16 protein-coding genes are annotated in these 22,508 nt (G+C 30.3%); 4 read left to right on the forward strand and 12 right to left on the reverse strand.

The genetic code is table 11. From position 1 onward, the window contains the following. Window positions 1–3: 3 nt before the first annotated feature. The 10 genes from L0U72_RS10830 to L0U72_RS10875 form a co-directional block, all read right to left on the reverse strand. Window positions 4–1,620: an ABC transporter permease gene (locus L0U72_RS10830; protein ID WP_233899191.1), complete on the reverse strand. Its 1,617-nt coding sequence runs from the start codon at window positions 1,618–1,620 to the stop codon at window positions 4–6. A gap of 32 nt (window positions 1,621–1,652) precedes the next feature. After that, window positions 1,653–1,907, reverse strand: a complete 255-nt coding sequence (locus L0U72_RS10835) for a hypothetical protein (protein WP_233899193.1) — start codon at window positions 1,905–1,907, stop codon at window positions 1,653–1,655. A 168-nt stretch (window positions 1,908–2,075) separates the two neighbouring features. After that, the gene (locus L0U72_RS10840; protein ID WP_101917025.1) at window positions 2,076–3,122 is read right to left on the reverse strand and encodes a Fe(3+) ABC transporter substrate-binding protein; all 1,047 of its coding nucleotides are present in this window, start codon (window positions 3,120–3,122) and stop codon (window positions 2,076–2,078) included. 81 nt (window positions 3,123–3,203) lie between these two features. After that, on the reverse strand, window positions 3,204–5,684 hold the full coding sequence (locus L0U72_RS10845; protein ID WP_233899195.1) for a TonB-dependent receptor domain-containing protein: 2,481 nt from the start codon (window positions 5,682–5,684) through the stop codon (window positions 3,204–3,206). Further along, window positions 5,659–7,047, reverse strand: coding sequence for an HTTM domain-containing protein (locus L0U72_RS10850; RefSeq protein WP_233899197.1), 1,389 nt, complete (start codon window positions 7,045–7,047; stop codon window positions 5,659–5,661). The genes L0U72_RS10845 and L0U72_RS10850 overlap by 26 nt, the downstream gene beginning before the upstream one ends. Next, entirely contained in the window at window positions 7,040–8,158 is a 1,119-nt protein-coding gene (locus tag L0U72_RS10855) for an imelysin family protein (protein WP_233881925.1), read from the reverse strand. The genes L0U72_RS10850 and L0U72_RS10855 overlap by 8 nt, the downstream gene beginning before the upstream one ends. A gap of 152 nt (window positions 8,159–8,310) precedes the next feature. Next, window positions 8,311–9,480: a DUF4856 domain-containing protein gene (locus L0U72_RS10860; protein WP_233899198.1), complete on the reverse strand. Its 1,170-nt coding sequence runs from the start codon at window positions 9,478–9,480 to the stop codon at window positions 8,311–8,313. 256 nt (window positions 9,481–9,736) lie between these two features. After that, complete coding sequence (locus L0U72_RS10865; RefSeq protein WP_233899200.1) at window positions 9,737–11,302, reverse strand: bifunctional metallophosphatase/5'-nucleotidase; 1,566 nt, start codon at window positions 11,300–11,302, stop codon at window positions 9,737–9,739. 40 nt (window positions 11,303–11,342) lie between these two features. Continuing rightward, window positions 11,343–12,071, reverse strand: a complete 729-nt coding sequence (locus L0U72_RS10870) for a hypothetical protein (RefSeq protein ID WP_233899202.1) — start codon at window positions 12,069–12,071, stop codon at window positions 11,343–11,345. A gap of 95 nt (window positions 12,072–12,166) precedes the next feature. After that, on the reverse strand, window positions 12,167–12,982 hold the full coding sequence (locus tag L0U72_RS10875) for a beta/alpha barrel domain-containing protein (RefSeq protein ID WP_394801461.1): 816 nt from the start codon (window positions 12,980–12,982) through the stop codon (window positions 12,167–12,169). Window positions 12,983–13,239: 257 nt separating this feature from the next. Here L0U72_RS10875 and L0U72_RS10880 point away from each other — a divergent pair, with 257 nt between their 5' ends. Then, window positions 13,240–13,914, forward strand: a complete 675-nt coding sequence (locus L0U72_RS10880; RefSeq protein WP_101917017.1) for a phosphatase PAP2 family protein — start codon at window positions 13,240–13,242, stop codon at window positions 13,912–13,914. On the opposite strand, the gene L0U72_RS10885 is transcribed toward L0U72_RS10880, so the two are convergent. Both L0U72_RS10885 and L0U72_RS10890 read right to left on the reverse strand, forming a co-directional pair. Continuing rightward, window positions 13,911–15,449: an ArnT family glycosyltransferase gene (locus L0U72_RS10885; RefSeq protein ID WP_233899206.1), complete on the reverse strand. Its 1,539-nt coding sequence runs from the start codon at window positions 15,447–15,449 to the stop codon at window positions 13,911–13,913. The two genes, L0U72_RS10880 and L0U72_RS10885, sit on opposite strands and share 4 nt — an antisense overlap. A gap of 423 nt (window positions 15,450–15,872) precedes the next feature. After that, entirely contained in the window at window positions 15,873–18,509 is a 2,637-nt protein-coding gene (locus L0U72_RS10890) for a valine--tRNA ligase (RefSeq protein WP_233899208.1), read from the reverse strand. A 186-nt stretch (window positions 18,510–18,695) separates the two neighbouring features. Here L0U72_RS10890 and L0U72_RS10895 point away from each other — a divergent pair, with 186 nt between their 5' ends. The 3 genes from L0U72_RS10895 (at window position 18,696) to murB (ending at window position 21,588) form a co-directional block, all read left to right on the forward strand. Beyond that, the gene (locus tag L0U72_RS10895; RefSeq protein ID WP_233899210.1) at window positions 18,696–19,076 is read left to right on the forward strand and encodes a DUF1573 domain-containing protein; all 381 of its coding nucleotides are present in this window, start codon (window positions 18,696–18,698) and stop codon (window positions 19,074–19,076) included. 274 nt (window positions 19,077–19,350) lie between these two features. Then, the gene (locus L0U72_RS10900; protein WP_101917013.1) at window positions 19,351–20,544 is read left to right on the forward strand and encodes a pyridoxal phosphate-dependent aminotransferase; all 1,194 of its coding nucleotides are present in this window, start codon (window positions 19,351–19,353) and stop codon (window positions 20,542–20,544) included. Between the two features lie 36 nt (window positions 20,545–20,580). Next, complete coding sequence (gene murB / locus L0U72_RS10905; RefSeq protein WP_233899212.1) at window positions 20,581–21,588, forward strand: UDP-N-acetylmuramate dehydrogenase; 1,008 nt, start codon at window positions 20,581–20,583, stop codon at window positions 21,586–21,588. Window positions 21,589–22,508: the final 920 nt, after the last annotated feature.

The raw sequence follows: 22,508 nt of genomic DNA on the forward strand, positions 1-22,508 counted from the left end.
TATTTAATTTTCTTTGGAGATTAAGCTATTTAAAAATAAAATAGGAATAATTCCTGTTAAAATAATACATAATGACGGCAAAGATGCTTCTGCAATTAACTCATCACTAGCATATTCGTAGGCTTTTACCGCCAAGGTATTTATATGATACGGTTTTAAAATTAAGGTTAATGGCAATTCTTTCATTACATCGACAAAAACTAAGATAAAAGCACTTAAAATCGCTGATTTTAACAATGGAAATTCCACTTTTAAAAAGGTACGAATATTCCCGCTTCCCAAAAGTTTTGAAGCTTCGGATAAGGATTTCCCAAACTTTAAACTACTCGATTCTATCGGATTATATGCTACGGCTAAAAAGCGAACTAAATACGCATATACCAAAACTGTAACCGTTCCATTAATGATAAAACCTATTTTGATATCGAACGTATTTTTCATAAAAGTAACTAACCATTTATCCAATGATAACGTTGGGATTAAAACACCTACAGCAATGACTGCTCCTGGGATTGCATATCCTAAAACACCAATTTTAGCAATTGGTTTTATAAAAGATAATCGATTCCATTTTGATAAAAATATCAATAATAAAGCAAAGAATACGGTAGTAAATGCTGAAATCGTAGCAATTCCAAAACTCTGAAGCGATATACTGATAAAACTTGGCGTAAACACGTCTTTATACGTTAAAAAAGCCCAATATAATAACTGAAGTAACGGTATTAAAAAACCAAATAAAACAGGTATAAATGCGATGCTAAAAAAAGTTATTTTCAAGCGTTTCGAAACTTGTATTCTTTTTATTTTCTGATGATTTTTAGTGGCATTAAAATAGCCAATTCGTCTTCGTTCCCATTTTTCGATACTTATCAACAAAAAGATAATCGCCACCAAAATTGCGGATAAATAAATGGCTGTTTCAGGTTCTTCCAAAGAAAACCAAGCTCTGAAAATCCCCGTAGTAAAGGTATTGATTCCGTAATATTTAGCCGCTCCATAATCGTTTAAAACCTCCATTAATACTAAAACCAATCCGCCAATAAATGCAGGACGTGCTAAAGGTAACAGCAACTTGAAAAAAGTTTTTCGCTCACTCGCTCCTAATAACTTTGAAGCTTCCACAATATTACTCGATTGATTCAAAAAAAAGGCTCTCGAGGCAACGTACACATACGGATATAACGAAATACTAAGCACAAAAATTAATCCTGAATGATTCATAATATCGATTTTAACCCCTAGTATTTTATCAATAAAACCGCCGTAATCAAAAATACCAGCATAGGCATACGCTGTGATATAAGACGGAATCGCCAATGGAAGAATTAATAACCATTCCAATTGTTTTCGAAACGGAATATGATAACGAGCCACAATCCAAGCCGATGAAACACCAAAAAACAAGGTTAAAATTCCAGTTCCTACAATCAATAGTAATGAATTTTTAATATAATCGGGTAATAAATGAACCATTAAATGATGCCAAGTTTCGCCAGGTCCGTAAAATAAATTTACAAATACGGTTAGTATCGGAATGGCAACTAACAAAACAATGGTCAATAAAAATATTGACCATTTACTTGTATCTCGCTGTATGTTTTTAATATAACTCTTCATAAAAGTATATTATCTATTGTACTATCTTAGGATTATTTATCTTTTATTTCTTTGAGTTGTTCTTTGGATTCTTCTTTAGGTTTTTTCCATAAAAGTAAACAGACTCCCATCCAAAGTAAAATAATTATAAGCATTCCTATAAAGAATATATTTTCTCCACTATGTATTGAATAACCTTGTATTCCAAATATATAATATGCAAAAAGAGCTATAAATATGACCTGCCCAATAAAATAAATAATAATTCCTTTTTTTGTTAAATATTTTAATAATAGTACTTCTAACATGCTTTTTTATATTTTAGACTCTAAGAGCATCCTGATTTACCACATTTTTTAGCTTTTTTGTGATTTTCAGCTCCTTTTAACAAGGGGTTTTTAACCCCTGCCGTCATTTTTTGACATTATATTTTTTTCAGATGAAATTTAAACAGGCTCTAAGTATAAGAAACTATATTATTTCCAACTTGCTTTATCAAAAATCAGGACTGCTTTTTTATTATTTTCACCTAATTTGGTTAAGGATAGGGTATCTTCTTTGAAAGTTCCCCAAGATTTTAACAAATCAGAAACCTCCACTTTTTTATTTACAGGATATTCATAATTCGAATTTGCAAATTTTTCTTGTGATTTTTCACGTACTAAAAACGCTATAAATTTGATTGCATTTTCTTTATTCGGTGCATATTTTGCGACTCCTGCTCCACTTACATTTATGTGTGTTCCGTTAGTGGTTTGATTTGGAAAAAACACTTTAATTCCTTTTCCTGCTTTTATTTCTTCAGGATTTTTTGAATGTACTAATTTCCCGATATAATAGGTGTTTACAATTGCTAAATCTCCTTCACCAGCAACGACTGCTTTTATTTGGTCACGGTCATTTCCTTTTGGGGAACGTGCCATGTTTTTAACGATACCATTTGCCCATTTTTCGGCTTTTTCCTCGCCATTATTTGCAATTATTGATGCCAATAATGATTGATTATAAATATTACTTGAAGAACGAACTAACAATTTATTTTTCCATTTATTTTCGATTAATGCTTCATACGTTGATAATTCTTCAGCACTTACTTTTGCTGGATTATACACAATTACTCTAGCTCTTTTTGTGAGTGCAAACCAATGATTATCGACATCTTTTAAATGTGCTGGAATTGTTTTTTCTAAAATTTCTGAATTTACAGACTGCAACAATCCTTTATTTTTAGCTCTTACTAATCGCCCAGCATCTACGGTTATTAAAACATCGGCAGGCGATTGCGCTCCTTCAATGGTCATTTTTTGCATTAATTCATCTGCCTTTGCATTTACAACATTTACTTTGATGCCTGTTTCTTTTTCAAAATCAGCAAATAATTCTTGATCAGCTTTATAATGACGATGTGTATAAACGGTTACTTCTTCTTGTTTTTTGAGTTGATTATCTTCTTTTTTTTGTGCTTCTTTTTTACAAGAAGCAAAAAGTATCGTGATTACTAAAATGGTTAGTATATTTTTCATTCCGAATGTTATTTATTGATTAATTAAAAGTAAACAAATATACTTATTTAGATTCATTCTAGCATAATGACAATCGAAATTTTAGAATTTAAATTCTAATGTTACATAATAACTTCTTGGTGATGATGGCAAAATACCAGGTCCAGGATATCCTGTAGCTCTTCTAGTAAAATAATTTTTGTTTAATAGATTATTAACTCCAGTTTCTAGTTTCCAATTTTTATGTACATATGAAAAAGAAGCATCAACAATACTATAACTAGGAATTGGTCCTACTGTTCCTTCTCTTTTACTTCCTTTTTCATCGATATTAGCATTGGTTGCATCGGTAAATTGTTCTGATAAATGTGTAAATTGCAGGCTTGATAAAAAGTTTTTATATCCAAATTTAGCACCTGCTTTCAGGTTTACAAAAGGAATAAATTCTACTTCATTTCCTGCTACATTTTTAAAAATAGATTCAATATATTCTGATTTTGTAAACGCCAAATTATTAAAAACACTCAATGAATATTCTTTATTAAAGTGTAGCATATTTGCCATATTTAGCTCGACTAAACTCTCGAATCCGTAGATAAAAGCATCTCCAATATTGGTACGTAATCGGTCTCCTTTATTTTTACCTTTATCGGCAACGACCAATCCTATTCGATTGTTATAATAAAGTCCGTATCCGCTAATATCGTACGATATACTATTATTCCAACGTCCTCGAATACCGATATCGGTAGTAGCTCCTTTTTCATCGTCAATAAATTCATCAACAACAAAAGAAGGACTTACGGTACGAATATCATTAAATGTTACTGAACGATAATTTTGAGAAATATTTCCATACATTTCAAAAGATGTTGAAGGTTTATAACTTGCTCCGATTCCTAATAAAAGAAAATTTCGTTCCTTTATTTTGGCATCTATTCCATTTAGCACACCGCCAACAAGTGGATTTCCTGCGCCATCTCTATCGATACTTTTATATGTTCCGTTGCTTTCTGTTTTGATGTATTCAAAACGAACTCCAGGAGTAATGGCTATTTTATCTGTAATATTAAAAATATGTTCTCCAAAAACGGCAATATTTTTATTAGGGAATACAAAATCTGAATTATGATATCCTTCAGATTTCACTAAATTAAAATCAGCATCGCTTCCTCTTGTTCCTTGTCCTTGTTTTTCTGAATTTCTTGCTTGATAATATTTAATTCCTAAGAGGTAAATATTTTTTTGATTTCCAAATTTATATTTTGATAAGAATCGCGTTTCAACGCCCCAGTTTTTAAATTCCCCAATCACTAAATCTCGCACATCGTAGTTATTATCGGCTAATAATTCATCGGAAACGGCTATTGGATTTAAGGTTTGAAATTTATATTGACCTCTATAACCGACGGCTTTTCGGGAAGCATCTAATCCAAAAAAGTTGACATTTAACACTGAGTTTTCATTAAATTGATGGTCTAATTTCACAGCCCACAAGTTCCAATTTACTCGAAACCAGTTTCTTGTACGATTGCTTTGTGTAGGATTTTCATCAAACATGGTATCGGTTAATCCTCCTGATTGTTTTGCTAAATAATTCAGATAAGTTGCTTCAACGGTTAGTGTTGTTTTTTCTGATAATTTATGGTCTATATGCGCATAAATATTGATTGAATTAAATTTTGAATTGGGTCTAAATCCGTCGCCTGTTTTATAGTTTGCGTATGCGTAATATCCTGTTTTTCCAACAGTACCACTTACGCTATTAAACGAATTTATCAATCCGTAAGAACCAGCAGATTGTCGTGTAACGAGTTCAAATTCTTTTGTTTTGTGGGGTTGTTTGAGTTTAAAGTTTAGCAAACCACCAAATTGAGTTCCGTATTGCAACGAGGCAGCACCTCGAACTACTTGTATTTCTTGCAATGCTTCGGCAGGAGGCGTGTAATAACTCTCAGGATATCCTAAAACATCGGCACTAATATCATAGCCATTTTGACGGGTATTAAAATTTGAAGTTCTGTTAGGATCTAAGCCTCTTCCTCCGATATTTAATTGCAAACCAGCATCATCATTTTCATAAATATTTAACCCGACTACTTGGCTATAAATTTGACGTGCATTATTGGCAGCCTTATTTCCTACGGTTTCATTAAGTAAAACTACTTCGGATTTTTTCCCTGCATAAATTGCCGTTCCTTCTACGGCTTTTAATCTTTTCAAAGCAAAAACCTTTCTTTTTCGTTGATTTATCACCACTTCGGATAATTCTTCTCCGATATAATCTAGGGTAATATTTAGGGTTTTATTATTGATAAGTTTAATTTCTTTTTCTACAATTTTATAATTATAGGAAAAGAAAATTAGTTTTAAAGTTCCTTTTGATACATCATTAATTTGATAAATTCCTTGTGTATTTGTTTTGGTTATCACGCCATTATTTGCGTTATAAACCTCAACATTTTCGACGGGTATTCCTTTATTATTTACTACTTTTCCTGATATTTGATATTGTGCAAACGTAGTTGAAAAAGCAAATATTGCTATAATAAGAATGCTATAATCCTTTAATTTTAATTTCATGATTAAATGGTATAATCCAATTTTTGTGCTTAAAACTTTCTTTTTGTTGATATAAATCTACTTTTGAATTGACAAACGGCATGCTTAATCTTCCGTTTAGAGTTACGTAGCTATCAACAAAAACTTGTGGGTTTTTGATGCCCTTTTTTTTATAAGTATCTCCTAAAAAATGTGCAAATTCTAATATAAAATCTGGCTGAAAACTCATTTGTTTTTCTTGTGTGGTTGATAAATATTCTTTGTTATCAACATAAAAATACTTGTTAGTATCTTTATCGACTATTTTAAATTCTGCATATCCTGCTTTTTCGATAAGCATTACACGCCACGAAAATCGATAACCTTCTTCTGTCCAAAATAATTCTCCTGGATATAATAAATATCGAAAAGGAAAGAGCAGTTGAAGGACAAAGAAAACAGTCATTATTTTTAGTATTACTGCTTGCTTTTTTATCTTGATTAATGTGTTATTTTCATTATTTTGATGATTATTTTCATCAAAAAATGCTTTTGAAATTTTAAATATTCGAGCTATTACAGCCAGTATTTTATGATGAACTTTGGCATCAAAAAAGATAATTGTAGCTACAATCATGATAAACGGAAACATGCCAATAGGAAACAATATTCTGGTAAAAACATGAAATATAACCACGGCTATAAAGGCGAATATTCGGGTTCTTTTATAGTATAATAAAAATGGAATTGTTAAATCATAAATAGCTCCAGACCAACTCATGGCATAATGAAACCATGTTTTAGACATCAAACTTCCTATAATGGGCAAATCATTTTGTATGGGAAGCCAAATATTTAATGGCGATGCTCTAAATAACCAATCAGAATTTAATTTTGCCAAACCTGCGTAAAAATAAACGATCGCTAACATAAACTTTAAACAATCAATAGTCCAAAGGGGTATTTTCTGATATGCTAATTTTTTATTCAATCTTGCATCGACTGAAAAATAAGCATTTGCGGGTAAAAAAAATAGGATAAAAGCCATTAAACTCACAAAATAATAATGGTTTAAATAATATGTTTTATCCATCAATTCGATGTATGAAAAACTCAAAAAGAAAACAAAAACGGCATATTTATATTTGTAACCAATCGTTATGAAAATTGCGGCAATAGCACAGATTAAAAATATAAAATACGTGTATTCTCCTATGGGTTGCACCCATTGAAATCCGTAAAAAGAAAAGAAATTTTTAGGGTTGATATATAATTGTTCAATCCAACCATTGTATGTAAAACGTACCAGACTTGAGAGCATCATAAAACCAAAAAAAATACGGAAAACTGCTAATGGAGCAGCTTCCGTATTTTTTTGTAAATATAGTTTGATGTTTTTAATCATTATCGGCGTCTGTAGAGGTATTTTTAATACTTAAAGCACTCATCATATCTGGTTTAAAACTTTTCAATAATGATTGCATTTTGTCATATGTATTTAAAAAAGGTGTTTTATCTGTTTTTATTTGACTTGCAAAATCAGTATTTAAAGCCTTTGTGCTATTTTGAATCGCTGTAAATTTAGCATCTATTAAGGTTGCTAAATCCTTACGATTTAAAAATTCTAAATATTGATGTAAACTTTTCCCACTTGTTTTATCATATCCAATTCCTTTGTAAAAGTTTTTGGTTGCTGTTAAAGCGGTTGTAAAAAGTTCTTTTGATAATTCTTTTTGATAATAATATGCTTCTACTTTTTCAACGGCGATTGTTCCTGATCTAGCTCCTGAAGGCGTTGCTATTTTATTATCTCTTAATTCTTTTTCATAAAAAGGGATTACATAAAAATTCACTAATTTATCAACGCTACTAACATCGGTGTATCCATCTTTTGCGATAAAAAGTTCTTTGTAACCTCCGTTCCAATCGTCGATAACGGTTTTGGTTAAATCGGCAATTTTTTTGGTGATATCATTTAAGTAATTTTTAAAATAAACGGCATTTTTAGCGGTTGTATAAAAGGTAATTGTTTCGATATCTGTCCCTTGTCCGTTTAGCAAATAATCTAAGGCAGGAAAACCTTGTACGGCGTATAAATTAGGAGATTCTAAATTATATTGCACCTTATTTTCTTTATTGGGAGTTGCATATTTTTTTAGATTCTCAACATTAGTAGGAACGGTATTCATACGATTAACCATATTTAATTCCTGTGCTTTTCCTACTTGAAAGATGGCAACTTTTTGCCAAGAAATATAGGCGTTTTTCCAGGTATCTCTAGCGGTATTTAAGGTTGCTATTGTTGGTTTTTCTAAAAACGCATCAACGGACTCTTTTAAAGTTACTGTTTTGGTATTAAAATCGGAATATGCAGGAACAATGATATGATTTGCCCAAAAAGTCAGCATTTCTTTTCGTTTAAAATCATCTGGATTTGTTGGATTGTTTCCGCCTCCATTTTCTCCACCACAAGCCGATAAAAGAAAAATAAAACTGATGTATATTAATTTTTTCATTGTAATTAGTAAATTAAGTATTGATTATTTAATTTTTTATTAGTCTAAATAACAACTGCAAAAGTAAAAAAAAATAGCTATTTTAAATAGCTATTTTTTATATAAATTATTTCACTAATTAATTTTTGTTTATTTGCCTTTATTTACAAATATTACAATGCTTCTGCTACTGTAAAACCGTAATAACTTGCTAATTTTTTTGATAAAACATCTAATGTTTCATCTTTTACAGACCATAAACCATCTTTTTCTAAGGCTTCAATCGTGCTGTTCATCATTGCACCGACTTGCTGTATTCCTGTTGGTCCGTTAGCGTGTGCAAACATCATTGCGTGTGCAAAACCATAAGCTTCCGACAATGCGTGTAATGTACTTGCATTTTTAGCACCTTTTCCTTTCACTAAATAATGTACCGTTCTAATAGCGATTACTTTAGACAATTCCATTCTTAAAATTGCTGCTTGTTCGTGCATTACCTCGTAATTTTTAACAACAATTGCTTGTCGTCCTTTTTTAAAGGCATTGTTTACGTTATCGAAAATTCCTTTAAAATCTTCATCAGCTTCTACTGATTTTAAATATGAATTTAAAAATCCTTTTCTAGCATCAGTGCTATTTACAGGTTTTTTATAATCATCTTCTAAACCAAAAACATAACCATATGCTTCATCCCAACCATGTTGTAATTTAGTATATTTAGCGCCTTCTTTATATGGTTTATCTGCATCATTATCAGCAGTTGCACCTGCTAAATATTCTTTTGATACATATTTATTTACAATTTGGTCTAACATAATAGCACCAATCATTGTTTTAGCAACCGCTTGATTTACCTCAATACCTTTTGCATTTACGTATCTTTTATTCTCTAAATTACCCGCAATACCTTTAGATGCATCGTTTGTTTTTGCTGGTACAACATTTTGTGCAAAATCTTTAATCCAGCCGTCTATTTTTGTACGTAACGCATCACTTTGAACACTTGTTAAGGTAGAACTACTTCCTGATGCAATCGTTTCTCTTAATATTTTACCTTTTAATGTTGCATCAGCAAAACCAGTTCCCTTAGCAAACATATTGGTTAATTTTGTTAAAGCAACTTCAGCAGAAACGTCTTCTTTAATAGCAAAACCATCTTTTCCTAAGGCGTTTTTAAATTCACCTGCCATTTTTAAACGAGTAACTTGTCCTGAAAAACTTACGTTTTCAAAATTATACGTTGCTGGAGCTTCAACATTTACAACTGGGTCGGACTTGTCTTCTGAACAAGAAGCAAAAAGTAACGTTGAAAGCACTAATGTTGATAGAAATATTCTTTTCATTTTTTGATTTTTTAACTTATTAAGATTAAATTTAAACAATTATTTGTTTTACGGGTGCAAATGTAAAATAGATAATCATTTAAACAAAACTTATTAAGACTTATTTTAAATAAAAAATAAACTTTTAATTTATTTTAGAGCCTGTTTTAATTTCATCTGAAAAAAATAGTGGCAAAAAATGATGGCAAAGGGTTTTAACCCCTTGTCTTGAGCTTACTCTCTTACCTTCAAATTACCTTCAAACTCTAGAATGTAGTTATTGTTTTTTAAGATATTGAATAACCGCTTTTCTAATATCGTAACTCACTTCTGATGATTTTGGAGTATGTATAGAAAGTACGTCTGGATTTTTTTCGGATAACATTGGAATATCATATCCTTTTAATAAATAATCTGAAAAAGCAACCGTATATATTTTATTATTATTTATTTGCTGATTTTTTATCTTCCAGGTATCGCCTATTTTTGTTGCGTTATAACGCTGTAAATAAGCGCCAGTTCCTGCCGAATTTTCGCCAAATTCTAATACTTCTTTTAGTAATTTTCCTTTTATTTTCACTTTCAGAATTTGTCCTCCATAAGGCAATACTCTAAAAATATCAATAACGCTTATTTTTCCTACCAAAGCATCATCAATACGAACAGAACCACCATTTACCAAAGCACAATCAACCGTATTATTGTAGGCAAAACTCATTGATTTTGCGATAATTTCACCCATATTTGTTTGTGTACTTCTAATAGGTGTTTCTCTAGCATCTAAAGGAATTTTTGTTTTATAAATCACTTCGTACGGATTCGATACAATATCTTGAATTTTATTTTTTAGAATCATTTGCCATTTATCAACAATAACGCCTATTTTTTGATCGGTAGGAATTTTATGATTAATTTCTTTTAATTCTGATTTTAGTTGAATTTTTTTAGTGGTTGGATCGTATTCAAATCGATGAATATAGACTGTTTTAGCATTGGCATCTGCTTTGGCTATAACAACATTTCCGATTTCATCATGACTATTTGTATGCTCATGTCCGCCCATTATTAACGGAAGATTTGGTAATAATTCGGCAACTTTTTTATCTTGTTCTAAGTTCAAATGTGTTAGTCCAATAACGACATCTACCTTGTTTTTTATTTCATTGTAAGCTCTTTTTATCTCCTGATATACATCACCATAATACACATAACTTTTTGGGTTTGATGCAATACAAGCACTTATAAAACCAACTTTTAAGGTCGAACCGTCAGGATTTAAAAATTCTCTGATATATGAATCTTCTAAGCTTTCTTTTTTTCCGTTGATTACTTTATGAAAATAATGATGTTTTCCATTTTTATGATGCAATACATTTGATGAAATCCAGTCAAAATGACTTTCATTTAATCGTTCTTGTAAGTTGGTGTAACTTAGGTCTAGTTCATGATTACCAAAGGCGACCAAATCAAAATTCATCGCATTCATTACCTCCACCATTTGCTGACCTCTCACACGAGCTCCATCAACTTTCATAGCTCCTATTAATGATGGATTTAAGAAATCACCTGCCAAAACGAGCATGGTATTTTTATTTTCATTTTTTAAGTTTTGATGCACCGTTTCTACTCTTGCCATTCCGCCAAACTTACCACTTTGAATCGGAGCGATTTCGTACACATCGTTTAATTGTAGAATATTAAAGTATGTTTTTGTAGAATCTTTTTTAAATTGATAAACAGTTTTCGAATTATTTTTCGAGTTGTTTTGTGCATTTTTTTGAGAACCACAGCTACTAACAAGGACTGTTAGTAGGGCGAGTGTTAGTAGTTTAAATTGTTTCATTTATATTTTTAATCTATTTTTTTTGATAATTTACAAATCTCTAATGAAGATATTTACGGGTATTTTGTCTGATTGTTTTACGATATTCTACTAATTCTGGAAATTGGTAAAAAAAATTTCTTTTTTTATGAGCGATTGTTCTTGGTTTTTTAATTTTTGGTCTTAAAACGAATGCTGTCCAACTCTCTACGATATCTTCTTCAGGACTTTCTGCGGCGTAATCTGTTAAAAATTCTGTAGAATTATTTTGATATAAATCGTATAATTTTTCTACACAATTTGCTTCAGTATAGCAATAATCTCGTTGAATTTTATCCCATCGAGTTAATAGATTTCCTTTCCAGAATAGGTTTACAAATCGGTTGATATAACTTTTTCGATACGCCTCTCCTTCATGTGTTAAATAAAGTTCACCTTCTCCTTGTTCTATTTTTGTAGTTGGTCTTATTTGTGTTTTATTGAGTGTTAATAAGTGTCCAAATTCATGCACCATCGTATAAATAGATTCGTGTAATCTTTTTTTATTTCTAGTTTTAAGATTTACATCTTTTACATCTATTTCGAGTTGCCATTTATCATTTCTAGCATTTAAAGACACTAATGCACCGACTTTATTATCTACACCATCGGTCATTAAAACGATTCGTTTAACATATTTTGTAGTTAATTCTTTTGGGAAAATACGGTAAAATTCTTTCCAATAATCGTTCGCTAAATCATTTTTATTCGAATTATTGATAATTAAAATACCGTTTTTAATTTGCCACACTCCTATTCGCTCATCAGTTATAGATTGGCAAAAAATCGTTTGACAAAAAACAATTAGAAAGAAGAAAAGTATGTTAATTTTAAATTTCATAAGCTTTAAAAAACTTCAAGAGCTTTATTATAAGCACTCTCAAAACTCATTGGTTTTATATTTGTTGCTATTTTTTTTGCAGTAAAATATGACAATAATTTTTCTGTTGGCATATTCCCTGTTAATTCATCTTTTGCCATCGGGCAACCTCCGTATCCCATAATTGCGCCATCAAAACGTTTGCATCCTGCCTTAAAAGCACTGTCTACTTTTTCGTGCCATTTTACAGGAGTCGTATGTAAATGAGCTCCAAATTCTATTTCAGGATAACTCGGTATTAAGTTGGAGAATAGATAATTGATATCTTCAGGAGTTGAACTGCCAACGGTATCTGATAAAGATAAAATTTTAACGCCTAGTTTGGATAATTTTTCCGTCCATTCTCCTACTATTTCTACATTCCACGGATCTCCATACGGATTTCCAAAACCCATTGACATATATGCCACAACTTCTTTATTACTTCTATTGGCGATTGATAAAACTTCTTTTAAAGTATCCACCGATTGTTCAATTGTTTTATGCGTATTTCGCATTTGAAAATTTTCAGATATTGAAAAAGGATATCCTAAATAATCTATTTCTTCAAATTGAGCGGCATCATTTGCGCCTCTCACATTTGCTACAATTGCTAATAATTTACTACGTGTTTTTGACAAATCTAACTTTGATAAAACAGCGGCAGTATCTCTCATTTGAGGAATTGCTTTGGGCGACACAAAGCTTCCAAAATCAATCGTATCAAAGCCTACATTTAATAGTGAATTAATGTATTTTACCTTAGCTTCTGTAGAAATAAAACGATTTTTTATTCCTTGCATTGCGTCCCTCGGACATTCTATAATTTTTATAGTCTCAACCATTGTGCCAAATATACATATTTTGATTTAGTTTATAAATCTTCTTTTCTTTAGATACTATTAATTAACATTTCTTTTATTAAAGAAAAATGAACTCTTTTTATCATTATTCAAAAAGAAAAAAACAATTAACTATTTCATAAAATCAATAAAAAAATAATTAACATTTAGATAAAAGCGGTTTTTTAATTTTGGAACTCAACCTTAAATAAACTGTAATGTTAAATTATAAAGACGCTATTTATATTTCGAAAAAAGAAGAATATGATAACTATCTTAGTTTTTTAAGTTCTTTTATTAAAAAAAACCTCATCCTTTTTTTATCAATAGTTATTATTCTTTCTACTTTATTTTTCTCTAGCACAAGTATGCCTAAAGGAGATTTTTTAATTACTTTTAATAAATATCACAATTCGTTTTTAGACTTTTTTTTTAAATACATTACCTATTTAGGAGATGCTCTATTATACTTGCCTTTAGCTATTTTATGTTTTTTTATAAAAAAGAAAAACATAAAATATTTAATTTACTTACTACTGATACAAACAGGTTTTTCTTGGTTTTTAAAAAAATTAATATTCAAAGGTGCACCGCGACCAAAAGCATACTTTAGTAATGATTTATTTAGCTCTTTACATAAAGTACCCGAAGTAACTATTCATAGTTATAATAGTTTTCCCTCAGGGCATACGCTAACTGTATTTTCTTTATTTTTCTTTACGCTATTTTTTTTTAAGATAAATAAAAACTGGCAATTTACGTTACTTATTTTAACTTGTTTAGCAGGTTTATCTAGAGTTTATCTATTACAACATTTTCTAATAGATGTAGCGTTTGGTGCTTTTTTAGGATTTATTTCAACATTTATTGTTTTAGTCATCAAAAAAACTTAGAACTTTAAAATTAATGTTGTAGGATTTTCAAACAAATCTCTTTCTCTTGCAACTTCTATTAAACCTAAAGATTCAAATAATACTTCATTCTTTTTATGAGCCCGAGTAATAACCATTCCTCCTTTGGGATGATTATCTATATATGTTTTTAAGTCATCAATATTTTTAAAAATAGGAATTTCTTTTTTCATTTTAAAAATAAATGCTGAATTTATAACTCCATAACCTACTACATTTTGATTTTCTTCAAATAATGAAATTGTTTTCTCTACAGGATTTTCTTTATCAATAATAGGAAAAACTCCATAAAAAAACACCAAAGCCATCAAAAGCCAACTAGCACTTAAAGCATGAATCCATTTGTACGTTGTGTTTCGTAATTTATAAGCAATTAATGCTCCTATAGTAATTATAAAGAAAGATGTTCCCAAAAGATAAAGATTATAAATAACTTTATCTTGCTGTATTCCTATAATTATTCCGATAGGCAAAATAATTGACACTACTAATATTGCGATTAAAAAAGGTTTTTTATTTTGAACCTTCATCAATATTGCTGAGAGCAACATAAAAATCCACGGATAAGCAGGAACGGTGTAATTTGGTAATTTTGTTCCTGAAATCATAAAAAAAGCAACAATACTTACCGAAACACAAAAACTGAATAAAAGAAAACTGTTTTCTTTTATAATTATCTTAATTAATTTATATTTTAATAAAAAGAAAAACCAAGGAATTAAACCTAAAATCACAAAAAGTATGGTTAATAAAAAAACACCTCCATGCCCTTCCATTTCGCTGGTAAAACGCTCAAAATTATGTTTAAAGAAAAAATTATTTGTAAACTCACCTTTTGTAGCTTTATGAACAGCATAAAACCACGGAAAAGCAATACTTAAAGACAATGGAATCCCTAAAAAAGGATTAATTTTTTTGATTGTTTTCCATTTAAAATCTTTCATTATAATTAAAAATAAAAAAACAGCTAAACTTAATAAAACAATACCTACCGGACCTTTGGTTAAAAATGATAAGCCTAATGATATATAAAATATAAACCACCATTTTATTTTCCCTGTATTATAAAATTCATAAAAACTAAGCCCTGAAAGTGTCATTAAAAAAATAAAATAAGGATCAGGAACACTCCAGTGCATTTGTATATTAAAATGTAAAGAACTAACTAAAAGTAAACTTGCATAAAAAGCGGTTTTAGTTCCTACATGTTTTTTTGAAAACAAATACAAACAAACAACTGTTAACACCCCCATTATTGCAGAAAAAAATCTGGCAGCAAAAGGATTTACGCCCCAAATTTTATATGACAAAATCATAAAGTAATAATGTAATGGCGGTTTATCGGATCTTAAAACACCATTATACGTTGGTATGATATAGTTATTATTTTGCATCATTTCTCTGGCACAAATAGCATTTTTAGCTTCATCTAAAAAATAGATATCAATACTACCAATACCTGCTGTAAAAACTATTAGCGAAATAATTAAAAGTATATAAACGTTTTTATGTTTCATAAATACAACTTATTTTTAATACAAAAACAAATGTATCTATTCTACTTTTAAGGAATTATTAAATATATAAAGCCATTTTATTAACATTATCAACTAGAAAGATTCTTATTAAGAGCCTGTTTAAATTTTATTCCAAAATTTTTTGTACCGTCAAAATAGCATGGCAAGGGGTTAAAACCCCTTGTTTTAAAAATAAAAATACGTCAAAGGGAATTTATTTCAGTTTCGCATCCTGATTTGCCACATTTTTTAGCTTTTTTTTTGTGATTTTTAGTTCCTTTTAACAAGGGGTTTTAACCCCTTGCAGTCATTTTTTATTACTATATTTTTTTCAGATAAAATTTAAACAGCCTCTAATTATTAAACACAAAAAACCCGATAATTTTTTACAATCATCGGATTTATCTTTTTATGAGAAAAAAATTATTTTAAAGAAGCTAAACTACTTTTAATCGTTTCAATCTTCGCTAACGTATCTGATTCTTTTTTACGTTCAATAACAATTACCTGATCTGGTGCATTGCTTACAAAACGCTCATTTGATAATTTCTTTTGAATTCCAAATAAGAAACCTTCTGCTCTTTTTAATTCAGCATTTAACTTAATGGTTTCAGCTTCTACATCAATTTCTTCTTCAGCAACAGGAATAAAATATTCGTTCGATTTTACTCTAAACGAAGCTCCATCAACTTTTTCTGAAACATACTTAATTGTTGATGCGTTGGTTAATTTTTCAATTAAAACATCAAATTTATTGGTGAAATTTTCATTATTTACTACTGATAATTCAACAGCATCTTTAAATGAAATATTTTTATTTTTTCTGATAGTTCTAATTCCTGATACAACATCCGTAGCAAATTCGAATTGACCAAGTATTGTTGTATCTACTTTTTTAAGTTCAGGATATTTTGCAATAATTAACGCTTCTTCTGGCGTTCTATCCGTAATATGTTGCCAAATTTCTTCGGATAAGAAAGGCATAAACGGATGTAATATTTTTAGATTATCTTCAAAAATAGCAATTACGGCATCAAATGTTTTTTTGTCAATTGGTTGTTGATACGCTGGTTTTACGGCTTCTAATAACCATGATGAAAAATCATCCATAATTAGTTTATAAATAGCCATTAAAGCATCTGATAAACGATATTTAGAAAAATGATCTTCAATTTCAGCTAACACTGTTTGAAATTTAACAGCATACCATTCTAAACCTATTTTTGCTGATTCAGGTTGCTCAATAGTTTCATCAATTTCCCAACCTGTAACTAAACGAAAAGCATTCCAAATTTTATTTGAAAAACCTTTTCCTTGCTTACATAAATCTTCATCGAACATTAAATCGTTACCGGCAGCAGCACTTAATAATAAACCTACACGAACTCCATCGGCACTATAATCTTCAATTAACTTTAAAGCATCAGGTGAATTCCCTAACGATTTAGACATTTTTCTACGTTGTTTATCACGTACCAAACCTGTTAAATAAACGTTTTCAAATGGACGTTCGTCTTTATATTCGTATCCTGCAACAATCATTCTTGCTACCCAGAAAAATAAAATATCTGGTCCTGTAACTAAATCGTTTGTTGGATAATAATATTTAATTTCTTCATTTTCAGGGTTATTAATTCCATCAAAAACAGACATTGGCCATAACCAAGAAGAAAACCACGTATCTAACGCATCTTCATCTTGTCTTAAGTCGGACGCCGACAGCGAAGTATTCTTTGTCTTATCTTTTGCTAAAACTACCGCTTCTTCAATACTTTCAGCAACTACAAAATCTTCTTTTCCATCGCCATAGAAATACGCAGGAATTTGTTGTCCCCACCATAATTGACGCGAAATATTCCAATCACGTACATTTTCCATCCAATGACGGTACGTGTTTTCAAATTTCTTCGGATATAATTTAATTTCGCTATCTTCTCCTAAAACAGCTTCAATAGCAGGTTTTGCTAACTCTTCCATCTTTAAAAACCATTGATCTGACAATCTTGGTTCGATAACAGCATTAGTTCTTTCAGAAGTTCCTACTTTATTAATATGAACTTCTGTTTTTACTAAAATTCCTTTTTCTTCTAATTCTTTAACGACTAATTTACGAGCTACAAAACGATCTTTTCCTTGATACTGTAATCCAAAAGAGTTTAAAGAAGCATCCTCATTAAAAATATCGATTACTTCTAATTTGTGTTTATCTCCTAAAACTTTATCATTTTCATCGTGTGCTGGAGTAACTTTTAAACATCCAGTTCCGAATTCAACATCTACATATTCATCTTCAATAATAGGAATTACACGATTACATAAAGGAACAATTGCTTTTTTACCTTTTAAATGTGTAAAACGTTCATCATTTGGATTAATACAAATTGCAGTATCTCCGAAAATAGTTTCAGGACGTGTGGTTGCGATGGTTAATTTTTGGTCAGAACCTTCAATTTTATATTCTAAATAATAAAGATTTCCTTGTTTTTCAACATGAATTACTTCTTCATCAGAAAGGGTTGTTTTTGCTTCAGGATCCCAATTTACCATTCTATAACCACGGTAGATTAAGCCTTTATTATATAAATCAACAAAAACTTTAATTACAGATGCTGATAACGCAGGATCCATTGTAAAGGCAGTACGTTCCCAATCGCAAGAAGCACCTAATTTTTTCAATTGCTCTAAAATAATTCCTCCGTATTCATTTTTCCATTCCCAAGCGTGCGCTAAGAATTCTTCACGAGTTAAATCATTTTTATCGATTCCTTGTTCTTTTAGTTTTGCGACTACCTTTGCTTCGGTTGCTATTGATGCGTGATCGGTTCCAGGCACCCAACACGCATTTTTACCTTGTAAACGAGCACGACGGATTAACACATCTTGAATCGTGTTGTTTAACATGTGTCCCATATGCAATACTCCCGTTACGTTAGGTGGCGGTATTACAATGGTGTAAGGTTCTCGCTCATCTACTTCTGAATGAAAATAGTTATGTTTCATCCAGTAATCGTACCATTTTCCTTCTACTTCTTTAGAATCGTATTTTGATGGAATATTCATATGTTTTATGTATATTTATGCCATAAGTTTTTTCAAATTACTTATGCTTTGGCATTGTTTTTGAAATTAAAAAAACAAAAATACAATTATCTATAGTGGTATAAAAAATTAGATGTTGGTTTTTTTTAACTAAAAAAATAATATTAAATTTGTAACGGATTAATTTCCTTAAATAACGTATCAATTATGAAAACCATTTTATCATTTGTAGCTGTTCTTTTTATAACATTAACAGTTAGCGCACAAGAATTTAAATTTGAAACAGAAACTATCGACTATGGTAAAATAGCGGTTGGTTCTGAAGGAAAACGCACGTTTGAATTTACGAATATCGGTGATGAGCCTATTATTATTAAAGATATTATTTCTGCTTGTGGTTGTACGGTTCCTAAAAAGCCTGAAGCGCCAATTATGCCAGGTCAGAAAGGGAGTATCGATGTTTCTTACGACACCAAAAGAATTGGAGGATTCTCTAAGGCGTTAACAATTGTTTCGAATGCAAAGAACACCAGAAAGCGTGTCAAAATCAAAGGATTTATTTCGAAAGATGTAGCTTCTGTAAAATAATTAAGACTAAATAATAGTTCTTTTTAAAGTCTTTTTAAAGTGTCAATATTGCATAAATATTGACACTTTTTTTTTGGAGCTATTTCCCGCTTTCCGCACTCGCTCTTTTTTTGAAGAAAAATCAAAAAAAGGAGCTCAAACAGATGCTTCAATCGGGGCTAAGTCTATTTATTGAGTTTCGGCATTATCTAAAGTTCTTTTTATTTATATATAAGCTCTATTTTTCGAAATATATTTTGCAAATTTGCATTAAACAACCATAAAATTATATCCTATGCCTACTATTTCTTTAAAAGGGAATTCTATGCCTCAATCACCAATTCGTAAATTGGTTCCCTTTGCAGAGGCTGCTAAAAAAAACGGCACAAAAGTGTATCATTTAAATATTGGTCAACCTGATATTAAAACGCCTAAAGTAGCGTTAGATGCAGTTAAAAACAATACTATTGAAGTATTATCATACGCTCGTTCGGAGGGTTCTGAACAATACCGAACGAAGCTTGCAAATTACTACGCTAAAAACGACATTCATGTAACGGCAAATAATATTATTGCCACTACGGGAGGTTCTGAAGCGTTATTATTTACCATCGGAAGTATTACCGATCCAGGTGATGAAATTATTATTCCTGAGCCTTTTTATGCGAATTACAATGGTTTTTCTACGGCTTCAGGAGTAAAAGTAGTTCCTGTAATTTCTAAAATAGAGGATAATTTTGCCTTACCTGCTATTGAAGATTTTGAAAAATTAATTACACCGAAAACAAAAGCAATTTTAATTTGTAATCCAGGAAATCCGACTGGATATTTATACAGTGCTGCTGAAATTGAAAAATTAAAGCAAATTGTTTTAAAGCACGATTTATTTTTAATTGCTGATGAAGTATATCGTGAATTTACCTATGATGGTGCAAAGCATCATTCAATAATGACTTTAGACGGTTTATCAGAAAACGCAATTATGATTGATTCTGTTTCAAAACGTTACAGTATGTGTGGTGCAAGAATCGGTTGTATTGTTTCTCGAAATGAGGAATTTATGAACACTGCAATTAAATTTGCACAAGCACGTTTAAGCCCACCAACCTATGCTTTATTAGCTAGTGAAGCGGCTTTAGACACCCCTCAAAGTTATTTTGATGAAGTAATTGAAGAATATCAAGAACGTAGAAATACCTTAATTTCTGAATTACAAAAAATTGACGGCGTAAAAGTTGCGAATCCAAAAGGAGCTTTTTATTGTGTCGTAGAATTACCTGTTGCCGATGCTGATAAATTTTCACAATGGCTTTTAGAAGAATTTAATGATCATAACGAAACAGTTATGGTAGCTCCTGCAAGCGGATTTTATTCGACAGAAGGAGAAGGAAAAAATCAAGTTCGTATCGCTTATGTATTAAATAAAGTTGATTTAATTCGTTCGGTTGAAATCTTAAAAATTGCTTTGACAAAATATCCTAATAAATAAAAGCATCAATAAATTCATCAAAAAAATTGAAATTCATTGAAAATTCAAGAAAATATATCTTTAAAAAACTACAATACGTTTGGCATTTCTGTGAATGCCAAACGCTTTGTTAGTATTGATTCCCTTTATAATTTACAGCAACTTTTAAAATCAGAAAAAGAGTTATTTTTAATTTCTGGTGGAAGCAATATGCTATTAACAAAAGATATTGAAAAATTAGTGGTTCATCTTAATATCAAAGGGATTTCTATTGATAGTGAAACTGAAGACAACATTTTTATCACCGTAAATGCGGGTGAAAATTGGCACGAATTTGTGCTTTGGTGCGTTTCTCAAGATTATGGAGGACTTGAAAATTTATCGTTAATTCCTGGAAATGTAGGAACTTGCCCGATTCAAAATATCGGAGCATATGGCGTGGAAGTAAAAGATACGATTACGCGTGTGGAAGCCGTAGCGATTGAAACCCAAAAATTAGTATCCTTTTCAAATGAAGATTGTAATTTTGGCTATCGAAATTCTATTTTCAAAAATGCTTCGAAAGGCAAATATATTATTACTTCTGTTTGTTTTAAATTGAGTAAAAAAGAACATCAATTACATACTTCTTACGGTGCTATCGAAGCCGAAATGAACTCTAAAAACATTATAAACCCAACGATAAAAAATATTTCTGATGCCGTAATTGCTATCCGAAAAGAAAAACTTCCCGACCCTAAAAAAATCGGTAACAGCGGAAGTTTTTTTAAAAATCCTATTATTTCAAAAGAACTTTTTGAAACGCTTATCAATCAATTTCCGTTAATGCCGAATTATGAAATTTCAAAAAATCAGGTTAAAATTCCAGCAGGTTGGTTAATTGAACAAATCGGATTTAAAGGTAAAAGATTTGACAGTTGTGGCGTTCATGAAAAACAAGCCCTCGTTTTAGTAAATTACGGAAATGCTACTGGAAATGAAATTCTAAAACTAGCACAAAAAATTCAAAAAATTATTCTTGATAAGTTTGATATTTCTTTAGAAATTGAAGTCAATATTATATAAAAGTCTATTTAAACTTCCGTGAACAAAGTAAAAACCAAGATTTAGCACAAGCAAGATGCTTGCGCTAGCCAAGGATATTCTGATAAAAAACTATTTAAATTTCCTGTAAAAATTAGATATCGCTATCGCGAGCATCTTGCTCGTGAACAAAGTAAAACACAAGAAATAAAAACTGTTTTAGCACAAGCAAGATGCTTTCGCTAGCCAAAGGATATTCTAAAAAAAGCCTATTTAAATTTACTGTAAAAATTAGATATCGCTATCGAGAGCATCTTGCTCGTGAACAAAGTTAAAAACACAAGAAATAAAAAATATTTTAGCACAAGCAAGATACTTTCGCTAGCAAAGGATATTCTAAGAGCCTGTTTAAATTTTATTTAAAAACATTTTTTAGTTGAAAAATCGAATCCGTCAAACTGAATTTATTTCAGTTTCGCATCCTGATTTGCCGTAGTTCTTCTCTTTATGCGATTCTGAAATAAATTCAGAATGACGAGAATTTGGTTTTTTATTTAATTTTTAAACAGGCTCTAATAAAAAACTATTTAAATTTCCTATAAAAATTAGATATCGCTATCGAGAGCATCTTGCTAGTGAACAAAATAAATACAAGAAATAAAAACTGTTTTAACAAAAGCAAGATACTTGCACTAGCAAAGGATATTCTAAAAAAAGCCTATTTAAATTTACTGTAAAAATTAGATATCGCTATCGCGAGCATCTTGCTCGTGAACAAAGTTAAAAACACAAGAAATAAAAAATATTTTAGCACAAGCAAGATACTTTCGCTAGCCAAGGATATTCTAAGAGCCTGTTTAAATTTTATTTAAAAACATTTTATAGTTGAAAAATCGAATCCGTCAAACTGAAATAAATTCAGTTTGACGGATTCGATTTTTCAACTATAAAATGTTTTTAAA

This window comes from Tenacibaculum piscium (genome assembly GCF_021390755.1).
GTDB lineage: Bacteria > Bacteroidota > Bacteroidia > Flavobacteriales > Flavobacteriaceae > Polaribacter > Polaribacter piscius.